14 protein-coding genes are annotated in these 15,675 nt (G+C 70.1%); 5 read left to right on the top strand and 9 right to left on the bottom strand.

The window, feature by feature from the left end:
- Both A5705_RS16990 and A5705_RS16985 read right to left on the bottom strand, forming a co-directional pair.
- Window positions 1-2,825: UPF0182 family protein (locus tag A5705_RS16990; protein ID WP_068278743.1), on the bottom strand; the 2,825-nt coding region annotated here is incomplete at its 3' end.
- Between the two features lie 93 nt (window positions 2,826-2,918).
- Entirely contained in the window at window positions 2,919-3,950 is a 1,032-nt protein-coding gene (locus A5705_RS16985) for a PDZ domain-containing protein (RefSeq protein WP_067883095.1), read from the bottom strand.
- A gap of 78 nt (window positions 3,951-4,028) precedes the next feature.
- On the opposite strand from A5705_RS16985, the gene A5705_RS16980 reads away from it, so the two are divergent.
- Both A5705_RS16980 and A5705_RS16975 read left to right on the top strand, forming a co-directional pair.
- A complete protein-coding gene (locus A5705_RS16980; RefSeq protein WP_197521291.1) occupies window positions 4,029-5,417 on the top strand; it encodes a zinc-dependent metalloprotease in 1,389 nt (462 codons plus the stop codon).
- Window positions 5,418-5,524: 107 nt separating this feature from the next.
- Window positions 5,525-6,256, top strand: a complete 732-nt coding sequence (locus A5705_RS16975; RefSeq protein WP_068278728.1) for a C39 family peptidase — start codon at window positions 5,525-5,527, stop codon at window positions 6,254-6,256.
- A gap of 15 nt (window positions 6,257-6,271) precedes the next feature.
- Here A5705_RS16975 and A5705_RS16970 read toward each other — a convergent pair whose 3' ends face one another.
- Window positions 6,272-7,747, bottom strand: coding sequence for a PE family protein (locus A5705_RS16970; RefSeq protein WP_082956518.1), 1,476 nt, complete (start codon window positions 7,745-7,747; stop codon window positions 6,272-6,274).
- 173 nt (window positions 7,748-7,920) lie between these two features.
- On the opposite strand from A5705_RS16970, the gene A5705_RS16965 reads away from it, so the two are divergent.
- Window positions 7,921-8,778, top strand: coding sequence for a cyclodehydratase (locus tag A5705_RS16965; RefSeq protein ID WP_067883091.1), 858 nt, complete (start codon window positions 7,921-7,923; stop codon window positions 8,776-8,778).
- Here A5705_RS16965 and A5705_RS28190 read toward each other — a convergent pair.
- Window positions 8,775-8,948, bottom strand: a complete 174-nt coding sequence (locus A5705_RS28190) for a hypothetical protein (protein ID WP_197517048.1) — start codon at window positions 8,946-8,948, stop codon at window positions 8,775-8,777. The two genes, A5705_RS16965 and A5705_RS28190, sit on opposite strands and share 4 nt — an antisense overlap.
- Window positions 8,949-9,039: 91 nt before the next feature.
- On the opposite strand from A5705_RS28190, the gene A5705_RS16960 reads away from it, so the two are divergent.
- Complete coding sequence (locus tag A5705_RS16960; protein WP_067883090.1) at window positions 9,040-10,383, top strand: AarF/ABC1/UbiB kinase family protein; 1,344 nt, start codon at window positions 9,040-9,042, stop codon at window positions 10,381-10,383.
- Between the two features lie 14 nt (window positions 10,384-10,397).
- Here the strand turns inward: A5705_RS16960 and A5705_RS16955 are convergent, their stop codons facing one another.
- The 3 genes from A5705_RS16955 to A5705_RS16950 all read right to left on the bottom strand — a co-directional run bounded on the left by A5705_RS16955 (window position 10,398) and on the right by A5705_RS16950 (window position 13,155).
- On the bottom strand, window positions 10,398-10,667 hold the full coding sequence (locus A5705_RS16955; protein WP_068278724.1) for a WhiB family transcriptional regulator: 270 nt from the start codon (window positions 10,665-10,667) through the stop codon (window positions 10,398-10,400).
- A 130-nt stretch (window positions 10,668-10,797) separates the two neighbouring features.
- Window positions 10,798-10,959 (bottom strand): hypothetical protein, encoded by a 162-nt coding sequence (locus tag A5705_RS28650; protein ID WP_231964549.1) that lies wholly within the window; start codon window positions 10,957-10,959, stop codon window positions 10,798-10,800.
- 99 nt (window positions 10,960-11,058) lie between these two features.
- Window positions 11,059-13,155: an ATP-dependent DNA helicase UvrD2 gene (locus A5705_RS16950; protein ID WP_197517051.1), complete on the bottom strand. Its 2,097-nt coding sequence runs from the start codon at window positions 13,153-13,155 to the stop codon at window positions 11,059-11,061.
- A gap of 113 nt (window positions 13,156-13,268) precedes the next feature.
- Between A5705_RS16950 and mrx1 the strand changes: the two genes are divergently transcribed.
- On the top strand, window positions 13,269-13,517 hold the full coding sequence (mrx1, locus tag A5705_RS16945) for a mycoredoxin Mrx1 (protein ID WP_067883088.1): 249 nt from the start codon (window positions 13,269-13,271) through the stop codon (window positions 13,515-13,517).
- Window positions 13,518-13,523: 6 nt separating this feature from the next.
- Here the strand turns inward: mrx1 and nudC are convergent, their stop codons facing one another.
- Window positions 13,524-14,465 carry an NAD(+) diphosphatase gene (gene nudC, locus A5705_RS16940; protein WP_068278742.1) on the bottom strand — a complete coding sequence of 314 codons (942 nt, stop codon included), beginning with the start codon at window positions 14,463-14,465 and terminating at the stop codon, window positions 13,524-13,526.
- A gap of 56 nt (window positions 14,466-14,521) precedes the next feature.
- Window positions 14,522-15,592, bottom strand: coding sequence for a TrkA family potassium uptake protein (locus A5705_RS16935; protein WP_067883087.1), 1,071 nt, complete (start codon window positions 15,590-15,592; stop codon window positions 14,522-14,524).
- Between the last annotated feature and the right edge of the window lie 83 nt (window positions 15,593-15,675).

The following is a 15,675-nucleotide window of genomic DNA, read 5'->3' as shown; positions in this document are numbered from 1 at the left end:
GGTCCCAGGACCTGGGCGTGATCGGGCGCGACAACCAGAACCGGATCCGGTGGGGCGCCGGGGCTGGGCGGGCTGGCCGGCGGGATCGGCGCCGCGCCCGGCTCGGTGGGCTGGATCCCCGTCGCGGTCGCGCCGGCGCCGGGTCCGAACAGCCCGTTGAGGGCGTCGCCCACCGTGGGGCCGTAACCGATCTTGTCGTTGTACATCATGGCCACCCGGATCAGCCGCGGGTACGACGACGCGGCGTCGCTGGCCCCCGGCGAGGCGTAGACGGGTTCGACGTAGAGCAGGCCGCCCTGGCCCACCGGCAGGGTGAGCAGGTTGCCCCACCGGATCCGGTTCTGGTTGTCGCGCCCGATCACGCCCAGGTCCTGGGACACCGCCGGGTCGGTGGTGATCGCGTTGTTGGCCAGCTTCGGGCCGTTGACCTGACCCGGGATGGTCAGCACGGTGATCCTGCCGTACGTCGCCGGGTCCGAACTGGCGCTGATGTAGGCCGCCAGATAGTCGCGCTTGAACCTGTTCATCGCGCTGATCAACTGGTATGACGCCGAATTATCGTTCTTCGCAATGTTTTTCGCGACGATGTAGTAGGGCGGCTGATAGCTGCTGGCGGTGGGGTTGGGATCCAGCGGCACGTCCCAGAAATCCGACGTGGAGAAGAAGGTCACCGGGTCGTTGACGTGGTACTTGGCCAGCAGCATCCGCTGCACCTTGAACAGGTCTTCGGGGTAGCGCAGATGCTCGGCGAGCTCGGGGGTGATGTCGCTCTTCGGCTTGACAGTGCCGGGGAACACCTGCATCCAGGCTTTCAGCACCGGATCCTGCTCGTCCTGCTGGTAGAGCGTGACGGTGCCGTCGTAGGCATCCACGGTGGCCTTCACCGAGTTTCGGATGTAGGACACCTGCTTGTCGGGCGCCAGCCGGTTGAACGCCACCTCGGTGGAGTCGGCGGTGGCCGATTCCAGGGAGGTCAATTCGGAATACGGGTAGTTGTCCAGCGTGGTGTAGCCGTCGATGATCCACACCAGCCGCTTGTTGACGATCGCCGGGTACACCGAGCTGTCGGTCGTCAGCCACGGCGCCACCGCCTCCACCCGCCGCGCGGGATCACGGTTGAACAGGATCTTGCTGTTTGCGCCGATCACGTTGGAGAACAAGAAGTTTCGCTCGGCGAACTTGGCGGCGAAGACGCTGCGGGACAACCAGTCGCCGACCGGGACGCCCCCGAGCCCGGTGTAGGTGTAGTTCTTGGTCTCGGTGCTGGTTTCGTAGTCGTATTCGCGGTCGTTGCCGTTGCGCCCGACGATCGCGTAGTCGGCGGAGGTGTTGGAGATGACGGGCCCGTAATAGATGCGCGGCTGGTCCAGCGGCGCCGGCCCGTCGGACACGATGCTGCCGTTGGCGCCGACGACGTTGGCGAGGAATTCGGGGTAGCCGCCGTTCTGGTTGGGGTCGTTGGCGATTCCGCGCACCGTGTTGGCCGGCGACGCGATGAAACCGTTGCCGTGGGTGTAGACGGTGTGCCGGTTGATCCAGTCCCGCTGATTGTCGATCAGCCGGTCGGGGTTGAGTTCCCTTGCGGCGACGACATAGTCGCGCAGCGCGCCGTTGCGATCCAGGTAGCGGTCGATGGACAGCTGGTCGGGGAAGTAGTAGAAGTTCTTGCCCTGCTGAAACTGCGTGAACGCCGGGCTGACGATCGTGGGGTCCAGCAGCCGGATGTTGGAGGTGGTGGCCCGGTCGGCGGCGACCTGCTGGGCGGTGGCCTGCCCGTCGCCGGTGTAGTTGCGGTAGCTCACCTGGTCGGACGTCAGGCCGTAGGCCTGCCGCGTCGCGGCGATGCTGCGGCTGATGTATTCGCTTTCCTTCTGCGCCGCGTTGGGCCTGACGCTGATCTGCTCGACGATCAACGGCCACCCGGCGCCCACGATCAGTGACGACAGCAGCAACAGCACCAGGCCGATGGCCGGAATCCGCAAGTCGCGCAGGGTGATCGCGGAGAACACCGCGGCGGCGCAGATCACCGCGATCGCCATCAGGATCAGCTTCGCCGGCAGCACCGCGTTGATGTCGGTGTACCCGGCGCCGGTGAACGGCTTGCCGCCGCGGGTGTGCGACAACAGCTCGTACCGGTCCAGCCAATAGGCGACGGCCTTGAGCAGCACCAGGATTCCGACCAGGGTCACCAGCTGGATGCGCGCCGAGCGGCTCAGCGCGCCGGTGCGGCCGGACAGCCGGATGCCGCCGAAGATGTAGTGCGACAGCAGGTTCGCGAGGAACGCCAGAAACACCGCCACGAACATGTAGCTGAGCAGCAGCCGGTAGAACGGGAGCTCGAACGCGTAGAAGCCGAGGTCCTTGCCGAACTGGGGGTCCCTGATACCGAAGGTCCCGCCGTGCAGGAACAGCTGGACCCGCACCCAGTAGCTCTGCGCGATGATGCCGGCCAGCAGGCCGACCGCGACCGGGATTCCGATGCCCACCACCCGCAGCCGCGACACCACGACGGCGCGATACCGCGCCACGGGATCGTTGTTGTTGCTGGGGACGAACACGGGCCGGGTGCGGTAGGCCACGGCGAGCCCGGCGAACACGATGCCGCCGACCAGCAGGCCGGCGACCAGAAAGACCACGATGCGGGTGACCAGCACCGTGGTGAACACCGCGCGATAGCCGAGCTCACCGAACCACAGCCAGTCGACGTAGGCGTCGATCAGGCGTGGGCCGGCGAGCAGCAAAACGATCACACCCAGTGCGATCAGGATCAGAATCCGGCTGCGCCGAGTCAGCTTCGGCATCCGTGCGGTGGGCCGCATCCCCACTGGCTACGCTCCCTGATCGATCTGGCCGGGCTCAAGAGATTCCCGAGATTTCTAGCTCACAACTGTACGCATCGCGCGCGGCCGCCCGGGGGGCTAGCAACTGGGCGGCTGACCGCCCGACGTGATCGTGTGCAGCGCGTCCACCGCCTGGCCGAGCGTCTCCACCTTCACCAAGCGCAACCCGGACGGGTTGTCCGAGGTCGCCTCGTAGCAATTCTTGGCCGGCACCAGGAACACCGTGGCCCCGGCCGCGTGCGCGGCGACCATCTTGTGCGTGATGCCGCCGATCTGGCCCACCTTGCCGTCGACGGAGATGGTGCCGGTTCCCGCGATGAACTTCGAGCCGGCCAGATCGCCGGTGGTGAGCTTGTCGACGACCGCGAGGCTGAACATCAGCCCGGCCGACGGGCCGCCCACGTTGGCGAGGTTGAAGTCGATGACGAACGGCGCCCAGGGCGCGTCGAGCACCGCCACACCCATGAAGCCGTAGTCACGATCCTTGTTGGTGCCCAGCGTGATCTGCGTGGTGCCGATGGGGGCGGCCGCGTCGTTCTTGCGGCGGTAGTCGATCGTCACCACCTGGCCGGGTTTGGTGTTCTTCAGGAATCCCGTGAACTGCTCGACGTTGGCCACCGGTTTGCCGTCGACCGCGTCGATGGCGTCACCGGATTTCAGCTTGCCCGCCGACGGCCCGGGGTCGGTGACCGTCGCGACCGTCACCGCGGCCGGGTACTTCAGGTACCCCAGGGCCGCGTATTCGGCGCTGTCCTCGGAGTTCTTGAAGTCGGCGTTGTTGGCCTTGTCGACGTCCTCCCGCGACTTGCCCGGGGGGTAGACGAGGTCGCGCGGAATCAGCTGTTCCTGTCCCGACAGCCACAGCGTCAGCGCTTCGCCTAGGCTCAGCTCGTCGCGCTGGGACACCGTCGTCATGTTCAGGTGGCCGGTCGTCGGGTGTGTCACGGCGCCCTGGATGGCGACCACCTGCTTGCCGTCGACCTCGCCGAGGGTGTCGAACGTCGGGCCCGGCCCCAGCGACACGAACGGCACCGTCACCACCGCGAGCAGCACGCCGAACACGATGATCGGCACCAGCGCGACGATCAGGGTCAGAATCCGCCTGTTCACGCCGCTTACCCTAGCCGGAGCCAGCGCCGGGACGTTCAGCTACGAGCGTGACCCGGGATACCCCGTGGCGCCCCGGCGGTGAGTACCGTTAGCGGTATGCCTGACCTGCCTTTCGGCTTCTCCTCCGGCGAGGACCCGGAGCACGAGAAGCACGGGAAGAAAGATCCCGATTCCGGCTCGGGGGGCTCCGACCCGCTGGGTGCCTTCGGCCTGGGCGGGGACTTCGGCATGGGCGACCTGGGCCAGATCTTCACCCAGTTGGGCCAGATGTTCAGCAGCGCGGGCAGCGTCGCGACCGGCGGCGAGGCGTCGGGACCGGTCAACTACGAGCTGGCGCGGCGCGTCGCGTCCAACTCGATCGGGTTCGTCGCGCCCATTCCCGCCTCGACGAGCAAGGCGATCGCCGACGCCGTCCACCTCGCCGAAACCTGGCTGGACGGCGCGACGGCGCTGCCCGCGGGCACGTCCAAGGCGGTGGGCTGGAGCCCGACCGACTGGGTCGACAACACGATGCAGACCTGGAAGCGGCTGTGCGATCCGATGGCCGAGCAGATCGCCACGGTGTGGTCGTCGTCGCTGCCCGAAGAGGCCAAAACCATGGCGGGTCCGCTGATGGCGATGATGTCGCAGATGGGCGGCATGGCCTTCGGCTCGCAGCTGGGCCAGGCGCTGGGCCGGCTGTCGCGTGAGGTGCTGACCTCGACCGACATCGGCCTGCCGCTCGGCCCCAAGGGGGTCGCCGCGATCCTGCCCGACGCGCTCGAATCGTTCGCCGCCGGGCTCGAGCAGCCGCGCAGCGAGATCCTGACGTTCCTGGCCGCGCGCGAGGCCGCCCACCACCGGCTGTTCAGCCACGTGCCGTGGCTGTCCAGCCAGTTGCTGGGGGCGGTCGAGGCCTACGCCCGGGGCATGAAGATCGACATGAGCGGGATCGAGGAGCTTGCACGCGACTTCAACCCGGCGTCGCTGTCCGATCCCGCGGCCATCGAGAGCCTGCTCGGCCAGGGGGTTTTCGAGCCGAAGGCGACGCCGGAACAGCAGCAGGCGCTGGAGCGGCTCGAGACCCTGCTGGCGCTGATCGACGGCTGGGTGCAGGTGGTGGTCACCGCGGCCCTGGGCGATCGGATCCCGGGCACGGCCGCGCTCAGCGAGACGCTACGCCGGCGCCGGGCCAGCGGCGGGCCGGCCGAGCAGACCTTCGCGACGCTCGTCGGCCTCGAGCTGCGGCCGCGCAAGCTGCGGGAGGCCGCGGCGCTGTGGGAGCGGCTGACCGAGGCCGTCGGCGCGGACGCCCGCGACGCCGTCTGGCAGCACCCGGACCTGTTGCCCGGCGCCGACGACCTCGACGAGCCGGCCGGCTTCATCGACCGCGTCATCGGCGGGGACACCAGCGGCATCGACGAGGCCATCGCGCGGCTCGAAGACTCCGGCACCGACGACTCGGCCGGCGGCGGCGCGGACAACTGAGCCGCGTTCACCCGTCCTGCTGGAATCATGTCTGATTGGGCCCCGGCCGCCCGCTGAAGTGCTACTTTGCGACCAACCGATTGTCGGGCCGGTCTTTGCGAGCGAACATGGTCAACCTCCGGATCGCCACCGCGGTGCGCACCGCCCTGGCGGCGGCCTGCATCGCGACCGCCGGCGTTTCATCGGTAGCGGCGTGCGGCCCGGCGCCCCCGCCGATGCGCGCCACCGGCGGCGCCTCCGGCAGCCCGTCGGCGACCGCGCGGCCGGCCGCCGACGGCGTATACGGCGACCCGGAGGCGGCGGCCAAATATTGGGTGCAGCAGTCGCTCGAGGACACCTGCGGGCTGGCGTCGGTGGCCGACGTGGTGGGTGAGGTCACGGGCAACGCTCCGACGGAGAAGCAGATCATCAAGCTGGCACAGAACACACCCTCGGTGATCCGTGATGGTCCGATCTACCTTCCCACCGGCGACCCCGGCCACGAAACCGATGCCGGCGGCATCGACATGGCCGACACCGTCGTGCTGCTCGAGCACTACGGCATCAAGTCGCGGATGATCTACGACACGCAGCCCGACCAGACCGGGCTGCCGGCCCTGGAGCAGTACCTCGGCGCCAACCGCAAGGTGATCGCGTGGGTCAACGGCGGAACGATCTTGGACAGCGACGACCAGCGCACCGCGCCCGACCACTTGCTCGTCGTCACCGGGGTCGACACGAACACCGAGACCGTGCACCTCAACGACCCGTACGCCGATCACGCCAACACCAAGGTCAGCATCAAAAGATTCATGACCGCCTGGAAAGTCGGGCAGAAATCGATCGTCGTCACCTCGTGATAGCGGCGCTGTGGGTCAACCCTCCGACCCGGGCAACCCATTCGCGCCGAATAACCGCGCTTTGCCGCCGGCGCCGCCGGCTGCGATGAGGAGCGCGGCGCTGTTGCCGCCGTTGCCGCCGTTGCCGCCGTTGCCGATCAGCCCGGAGATGCCGCCGGTGCCGCCGGTGCCGCCGGGACCGCCTGCGGTATCGCCGCCGGTGCCGCCGGCGCCACCGAAGCCGAAGACGATGCCGGCGTTGCCGCCGCCTCCGCCATTACCCCCGCCGCTGGTGGTGCCGAACCCGCCGATGCCGCCGGCGCCACCGGAACCGGACAGCGTGCCGCCAGCCCCGCCGGCCCCGCCGGTCCCGCCGATGAGGCCGAAGCCGCCGGCGCCACCGGCGCCACCGACACCATTGAGGAAACCGCCGTTGCCGCCACTCCCGCCGGCGCCGCCGTTGTGAGCAGTGCTTGCTCCGCCGGCGCCGCCGGTGCCGCCGTCGCCGAAGAGCCCGGCAGCCCCGCCGGCGCCGCCGTTGCCGCTGAGGCCGGTACCGAGGGGACCGGTGGCACCGAACCCACCGGCCCCGCCGGTGCCACCGGCGCCGAACAGCATGCCGCCGGCACCACCGGTGCCGCCGGTGCCACCGACGGTGCCGGTGCCACCACCGCCACCGACCTGGCCGAACCCGCCGGCGCCACCGGCACCGCCGTGGCCGAACAGCCCGGCAGGCCCGCCGGCGCCACCGGCCCCGGTCATGGCCGACTCTGTCTCGGAGCCGGTGCCCCCGGCACCGCCGATGCCCCACAGCAGCCCGCCGGCCCCGCCGTTCCCGCCGTTGTTGCCGCCCGTGCCGGTGCCCCCGGCTCCGCCGACGCCGATCAGCCCTGCGCGCCCGCCGTGACCGCCAACGCCGCCGAGGTCCCCAACGCCGTGGCCGCCGGGGCCGCCGGCGCCGCCGTTGCCCCAAAGCAGCCCGCCGGCCCCGCCGTTGCCGCCGGGGCCGCCGGGGCCGGTACCTGGAGCGAACCCAGACCCGCCTGACCCGCCGTTGCCGCCGTCGCCGATCAGCCACCCGCCGGGTGCGCCGTTTGCCCCGCTCAACGGCGCGCCGTTGGCACCGTTGCCGATCAACGGGCGCCCGGTCAGCGCCAGGAAGGGCGCATTGATCAGGCCGAGCACATCCTGCACGACCGCTTGCGCCGGATTGGCCGCAAACGCCGCAACATTGGCGGCTTCCGCGTCGGCGTAGGAGCCCGCCCCCGCGCTCAGCGCCAGCACAAACTGATCGTGAAACGCCGCCGCCTGCGCGCCGAGCGCCTGAAAGCCCTCCCCATGGGCGGAGAACACCGCCGCGATGGCCACCGACACCTCATCGCCGGCGCCGGCCAGCAGCCTCGTGGTCTGGGCCGCCGCCACCGTCCGGGCCGCGCCGACGTTCGTGCCGATGGTCGCCAAATCCGTTGCCGCCGATATCATTAGCTCCGGCGCCGCGATCACAGACGACATGTCAGTCCACCTATAGCTAGCCCCTGGTTGTCACTAGCCCGGCGGTCCTCCACCGTCAGAACAGAAAGAAATTCTAGGCCGCATTGGGTTGCCGTTAAATGCCTTCCGCCCAAGCGCGGGCCTGTGGATAGCTGAGGACGGCGGTTGCCGCCGGCGTGGCACAGTCTGACCCCATGTCGGCCGCCACGCTGTCGATGTACGCGCTGAACCCCGCCATGCCGGTGCTGCTGCGGCCCGATGGTGCCGTGCAGGTCGGCTGGGATCCGCGCCGCGCCGTGCTGGTGCGTCCACCGGGTGAGCTGACCGCGGCGGACCTGGCCGGCTTGCTGCGGTCCATGCGATCGCCGACGCCGCTCTCGGAGTTGCGCCGACGGGCCGCCGAGCGCGGCCTGCGGGCCGCCGACGGGCTGAACGACATGGTGGCCCAGCTGGTCGCGGCGGGTGTGGCGACCGAATCCGCGAAGTCCCCCGGCCGGTCGCCGTCCATCCGCATCCACGGCCGCGGGCCGCTGTCCGAGCTGCTCGCCGACGCGCTGCGCTGCTCGGGGGCGCGCATCGCGCACAGCAGCCAGCCGCACGCGGCCGTGTCACCCGCGGCCGTCGACCTCGTGGTGCTGTCGGACTTCCTGGTCGCCGACCCGCGCATGGTGCGCGACCTGCACAGCCGGGGCGTCCCGCACCTTCCGGTGCGGGTGCGAGACGGCACCGGCCTGGTGGGCCCGCTCGTCATTCCCGGCAAGACCAGCTGCCTGGGCTGCGCCGACCTGCACCGCAGCGACCGCGACGCCTCGTGGCCGGCCATCGCCGCCCAGCTGCGCGACACCGTCGGGGTGGCCGACCGGGCCACCCTGCTCGCGACGGCGGCGCTGGCACTCAGCCAGGTGAACCGCGTGATCGCGGCGGTGCGCGGGCAGCAGGCGGTGCCCGATCCCGCGCCGCCGCCGGCCCTGAACGCCACGCTGGAGTTCGACCTCGACGCCGGGTCGATCGTCGCGCGGCAATGGACCAGGCACCCGCTGTGCTCGTGCTAGCCGAGCCGTCCCTGTTCCGGAACGCACGTCGACACCGCGGCGTAGGCCCTGGCGAATTCCTCCAGGATCTCCGCGGTGAGGGTGCCGTCCTTGCGGTTCTTGTCCAGGGTTTCGATGATCGCCCTGAACAAGGCGTCGGCGGCGTCGTGCTGCGCTTGCTTTGCTGCCATGGCTTTGCCTCCTCTGCTGTCTTTTCTCCTATGTCTCCCAAGTGCAAAGACAACCTATGGTCCGGATCACCGGTCCCGCGCGCTGACCGTCGTGGATGATGGATGTGTGTCAGACATCAAACGCGGACGCGCGGCGCGCAACGCGAAGCTGGCCAGCATCCCCGTCGGCTTCGCCGGCCGGGCGGCGCTCGGCTTCGGCAAGCGGTTGACGGGCAAGTCGAAGGACGAAGTCCAGGCGGAGATGCTGGAGAAGGCCGCCAACCAGCTGTTCACGGTGCTGGGTGAGCTCAAGGGCGGGGCGATGAAGGTCGGCCAGGCCCTGTCGGTGATGGAGGCCGCCATCCCCGAGGAGTACGGCGAGCCCTACCGCGAGGCGCTGACCAAGCTGCAGAAGGACGCGCCGCCGCTGCCCGCCGCGAAGGTGCACCGGGTGCTCGACGCGCAGCTCGGCACCAAGTGGCGGGACCGGTTCAGTTCGTTCGACGACACCCCGGTGGCGTCGGCCAGCATCGGCCAGGTACACAAGGCGGTGTGGTCCGACGGCCGCGAGGTGGCCGTGAAGATCCAGTACCCCGGCGCCGACGAGGCGCTGCGCGCCGACCTGAAGACGATGCAGCGGATGGTCGGCGTGCTCAAGCAGCTTTCGCCGGGCGCCGACGTCCAGGGCGTGGTCGACGAGTTGGTCGAGCGCACCGAGATGGAACTCGACTACCGGCTCGAGGCCGACAACCAGCGCCGGTTCGCCAAGGCGTATCAGGACAGCCCGCACTTCCTGGTGCCGCACGTCGTGGCCAGCTCGCCCAAGGTCGTGGTCCAGGAGTGGATCGAGGGGATCCACATGGCGGAGATCATCCGCAACGGAACCCGCGAGCAGCGCGACCTGATCGGCACCCGCCTGCTCGAGCTCACCTTCGACGCCCCGCGCCGGCTGGAGATGCTGCACGGCGACGCCCACCCGGGGAACTTCATGCTGATGCCCGACGGCCGGATGGGCGTCATCGACTTCGGCGCCGTCGCGCCCCTGCCCGGTGGCTATCCCGTCGAGCTCGGGATGACGATCCGGTTGGCCCGCGACAAGAACTACGACCTGCTGTTGCCGACGATGGAGAAGGTCGGCTTCATCCAGAAGGGCCAGCAGGTCTCGGTGCGCGACATCGACGAGATGCTGCGCCAGTACGTCGAGCCCATCCAAGTCGACGTCTTCCACTACACCCGCAAGTGGCTGCAGAAGATGACCGTGGTGCAGATCGACCGGTCGGTGTCGCAGATCAAGACGGCCCGGCAGATGGACCTGCCGCCCAAGCTGGCGATACCGATGCGGGTCATCGCCTCGGTCGCCGCCATCCTGTGCCAGCTGGACGCGCACGTGCCGATCAAGGCGCTGTCGGAGGAACTGATCCCCGGTTTCGCCGAGCCCGACACCGCGGCGGTCTAGGCCGCTCCTGCGTTCTAGGCCGCGACGGCGTCTTTGCGGGGCCGTCCGCGCGGGCGTTTGCGGCTCACGATCGCGCCGCGCTCGAAGATCTCGCCGCCCCACACACCCCAGGGTTCCGCCCGTTCCAGCGCCGCGGTCAGGCACTGGCGGCGCACCGGGCAGGGCGCGCACAGCGTCTTGGCGCGCTCGAGGTCGGCCGGGGCCTCGGCGAACCACAGGTCGGGATGGTCGACGTGACAAGGCAATTCCGGCAGCGTCGGTCTTCGGACTGGCAATGCCGACATGTCCTGCTCACCTGCTTCCTGGTCGGATGGTTGTCCTTCGTGGTGATCCGGACCAGGGCGGGTTTTCGACCCGAAAACAATGGCCACGGATCCTGCTGACTTCGGGTCCGTGGCCATCAAAGGGGGCTGGTTAGGTGGGGCCCCAATCCACGGACGCGTCGGTCGCGGCGGCGACGCGGTGCTTCACCGCTGCCGCCTTGGCGGCGGCATGGGCAGCATGGGAGGCGGCCTCGGGCAGACCTTCAGCCGGCACCGCGGAGGCCACGCCTACGCCGAACGCGTTCGTGATCATCGTGGCGAGCCTCCTCTCAGCCGGCAGCGGTGTGCGGTTTCGAGGGTAAAGGGTAGCCGCCGGGCCGCACAACCGAATTTCTGACCTGCGCAATCGCCCTCAGCGGGCCGCCCGGACCAGCTCCAGCACGTCGGGTCCGTACTGTTCGAGCTTGCGCGAGCCGATGCCCGGGATCGCGATCAGGGCCGCTTCGTCGGCGGGCAGCAGCTCGGCGATCGCGATCAGGGTGTTGTCGGTGAAGACGACGTAGGCCGGCACCTTCTGTTCCTTGGCGACGTCCATCCGCCAGGCCTTGAGCCTCAACAACAAGTCCTCGTCGATGTCGGCCGCGCACGTCTCACACCGCCGCAGCATGATGGCCGCCGGGGTGGTCAGGTTGTTGTTGCAGATCCGGCAGCGCGTCGCGGTGCCCTTGTTGCGACGGGACCTGGCCGGGGCGGCGTCGGCGCGCGCCTGCGGGGCGATCCCGTTGAGGAACCGCGACGGCTTGCGGCTCTGCCGCCCGCCCGGGCTGCGGGCCAGCGCCCAGCTCAGCGCCAAATGGACTCGCGCCCTGGTGATTCCGACGTAGAGCAGCCGGCGCTCCTCCTCGACGGCCTCGCTTTCGGGTCCGTGCGCCAGCGCGTGCGAGATGGGCAGCGTGCCGTCGGCCAATCCGACCAGGAACACCGCGTCCCACTCGAGCCCCTTGGCCGCGTGCAGCGAGGCCAGCGTGACGCCCTGGACCACCGGCGGGTGGCGCGCGTCGGCGCGCAGGCGCAGCTCGGCCACCAGCCCGGCCAGGTCGAGCTGCGGGCGCTGCGCCACTTCGTCGTCGACCAGCTCGGCCAGCCCGGACAGCGCCTCCCAGCGATCCCGGGCCCGGGTTCCGGTCGGTTCCTCGGCCGTCAGGCCCAGCGGCTCCAGCACCGCGCGGACGACCTCGGGGAGCGGGCCCTCTTCGCCCCGGTCGGCCGCACGCTGCAGCGCCAACAGCGCCTGCTTGATCTCCTGCCGGTTGAAAAACCCCTCCCCGCCGCGGATCTGGTAGGTGATGCCCGCCTCGGTCAGGGCCTCCTCGTAGACCTCGGATTGCGCGTTGACCCGGTACAGCACCGCGATCTCGGCGGGCGGCGTCCCGGCTTCGATCAGCCGGCCGATCGACTTGGCGACCGCGGCGGCCTCGGCGGTTTCGTCGGGGTGCTCGTGAAACGACGGTGCCGGGCCCGGCGCGCGCTGCCCGGACAGCTGCAGCTTGCTCCCGGCGACGCGGCCGCGGGCCGCGGCGATCACCTGATTGGCCAGGGAGACGACCTGCGGGGTGGAGCGGTAGTCGCGTTCCAGGCGCACCACCGTGGCGTCCGGGAACCGACGCGAGAAGTCGAGCAGGAACCGGGGCGTGGCGCCGGTGAACGAGTAGATGGTCTGGTTGGCGTCGCCGACGACGGTGAGGTCGTCGCGGTCGCCGAGCCAGGCGGCGAGCACGCGCTGCTGCAGCGGGGTGACGTCCTGGTACTCGTCGACGACGAAGCAGCGATAGCGGTCGCGGAACTCCTCGGCGACGGCGGCGTCGTTCTCGATCGCGGCCGCGGTGTGCAGCAGCAGGTCGTCGAAGTCGAGCAGCGCCATCGACTCGTCGCGCACCTTGAGGGCCTCGTAGGCGGAGTAGACGGCCGCGATCTGCTTGGCGTCCATCGGGACGTCGCGGGCGGCGTCGGCCACCGCCGACGCGTACTCCTCGGGGCCGATGAGCGACGCCTTGGCCCACTCGATCTCCCCGGCCAGGTCGCGGACGTCGTCGGTGCTGACGTTGAGCCGGCTGCGGCCGGCGGCCCTGGCCACGACGGGGAACTTGCTGTCGAGCAGCTGCCAGCCGGTGTCGCCGACCACCCGCGGCCAGAAGTAGCGCAGCTGGCGGTGCGCGGCCGCGTGGAAGGTCAGGGCCTGCACGGCACCCGAACCCGGGTGCCCGCTCTGGGCGAGCGCGCGCAACCGCGACCGCATCTCCCCCGCGGCACGCTGGGTGAAGGTGACCGCCAGGACCTGCCCCGCCGCCACGTGCCCGCCGGCGACCAGCTGGGCGATCCGGTGCGTGATGGTGCGGGTCTTGCCCGTCCCGGCGCCCGCCAGCACGCAGACCGGGCCCCGGGGCGCCAGCACGGCCTCGCGTTGCTCGTCGTCGAGCTCGGCGGTCAGCGCGTCGGCGAGCAGCGGCATGGGCTTCATCTTGGCTTCCATGAAAGCAGGAGTGGCCGACAAACACGCCGTGGCGCCGTGCGTGAATCGGGTCGCCGCGGAATTCCGCGTCGCCGCGGTACGTTGAGCGGGCTATGGCCAACGCTCTCACGATGTACACGACGTCCTGGTGCGGCTACTGCCATCGGCTCAAGACGGCGCTCAAGTCCGACGGGATCTCCTACGACGAGGTCGACATCGAGGAGGACCGGGCCGCGGCGGAGTTCGTCGGCTCGGTCAACGGCGGCAACCGGACGGTCCCGACGGTGAGGTTCGCCGACGGGTCCACGCTGACCAACCCGAGCGCGGCCCAGGTCAAGGCGAAGCTCGCCGAAGTGGGCTAGGGCGCCTCAGTCGAGCGCGGCCCAGGATTCGATGATGACCCGCGCGATCGAAATCGAGCCGGGCAACAGCAGTTTGGACCCCTCGGAGTTCGACGCGCTGCTCCAGTCGCCGGCGTCCAGCGCCGCCCGCACCTCGTCGCGGGTGAACCAGCTCGCCTCGGCGATCTCACCGTCGTTGAACGAGAACCCCTCGTCCGGGTCGGCCACCGCGTGGAAGCCGACCATCAGCGAGCGCGGGAACGGCCAGGGCTGACTGCCCAGGTAGCGCACGTCGCGCACCGTCAGGCCGATTTCCTCGCGGATCTCGCGGGCGACGCACACCTCGAAGGACTCGCCGGCCTCCACGAACCCGGCCAGCAGGGAGAACATCCGCTCCGGCCACACCGCCTGGCGGGCCAGGACCGCGCGGTCGCCGCCGTCGTGCACCAGGCAGATCACCGCCGGGTCGATGCGAGGGAACTCCTCGTGACCCGTGACCGGGTTGACCCGCGACCAGCCACCACGGGCAGGTCTGGTCGGTGAGCCGTCCGTCGCGCTGAATCGCGCGCTGTCATGCCAATTCAGCAGCGCGAGGGCCGACGACACCAGTTGGCTGCTGGTGTCGTCGAAGATCCGGCCGAGGCTGCGCAGGTTCACCACCTCGGCCTGCACATCGGGATCCTCGGGCGCCTCCAGCGGGCCGCGGATCGCCCAGACGTGGCGGCCGCCTTCGATGCAGCCCAGGAACACCGCCTCCGGCGGCGGCTTGTCGGCCAGTGTGGCCGCGTTACCGAGCACCACCCGGCCGTCGGCGACCAACACCTGGTTGCGCGAATCCACCCGCAACAGCGCGGCGTCCGGCCAGCCCGCGGTCGCCGCCTCGACGTCGGTGCGCAGCTGATCGGCGCGGTCGGCGCCGACGCGCGACAGCACCGGAACCTCGCGCAGGCGAAACTCCCCAATCGCCACCGGATCCGATTGACGGCGACCCGCCTCGCCCGGCTCCGCCGCGCTCGCGATCGCCATCAGTGCCCCGCGTTGCGGATGTAGAGCAGCCGGTCGCTGGCCTCGATTGCGTCCACCTCGGGGGCGCCGATGCGCAACAGGTGGCCGTCGCGCACCACGCCCAGCACGATGTCGCGCAAATGCCTTGGCGATCCCCCTATTTCGGTCTGCTCGACCTCTCGTTCGGCGATCGCCAGGCCGGCGTCGGGGGTCAGCAGGTCCTCGATCATCTCCACGACGCTCGGCGTGGTGGTCGCAAGCCCGAGCAGCCGGCCGGCGGTTTCGGAGGAGACCACCACCGAGTCGGCGCCGGACTGCCCCAGCAGGTGCTGGTTCTCGGCCTCGCGGATCGACGCCACGATCTTGGCTTTCGGCGCGATCTCCCGCGCCGTCAGCGTGACCAGCACGGCGGTGTCGTCGCGGCTGGTGGCGACGACGATCGACGCCGCGTGTTGCGCCCCCGCCAGCCGCAGCACATCGGACTTGGTGGCGTCGCCGCGGACGGTGACCAGGCCGGCCGAGGCGGCGTGTTCGAGCGCGATCGCGTCGGTGTCGACGACGACGATCTCACCCTGAGCCTCCTCGTCGCCGAGGATGGCCGCGACCGCCGTTTTGCCCTTGGTGCCGTAGCCGATCACGATGGTGTGGTTGCGCACTTTGCTCCTCCAACGCTGGATCTTCCACCCCTGCCGCGACCGCTCCGACAGCACCTCGAGCGTCGTGCCGACCAACACGGCCAGGAACGCGATCCGCAGCGGCGTGAAGATCACGGTGTGAACCAGCCGCGCCGTTTCGGTGTACGGGGTGATGTCGCCGTAGCCCGTCGTCGACAGCGACACCGCGGAGAAATACAGGCAATCGAGGAAGGTCAGCGGCTGGCCGCGCAGGTCGCGGTAGCCGCCGGCGTCCAGGTAGACGATGACGGCGGCGCCGAACAGCACCAGCAACGCGATCGCGACCCGGCGCGCGATGACGCGGGTGGGGCCGGCGTGGTTCTCGGGGATGCGCAGAACGCCGACCAGCTGATGACCGGGCTGGGCGGTCAGTGTCTCGTCCAGACCGCTCAATTTGCGGGCCCTACCGTTGCCCACGGCGCTCCATCATCGGCCGGAACCCAGCGCACGAGACACGCACGACTCCTATGTAACCACGGTGGCGCGCGGCCCATGACGCG

The sequence above is a fragment of the Mycobacterium sp. E787 genome (assembly GCF_001668725.1).
Taxonomy (GTDB): Bacteria; Actinomycetota; Actinomycetes; order Mycobacteriales; family Mycobacteriaceae; genus Mycobacterium.
The sequence above is the reverse complement of the archived record's forward strand: the minus strand, read 5'-3'. Positions and strand labels throughout refer to the sequence as shown.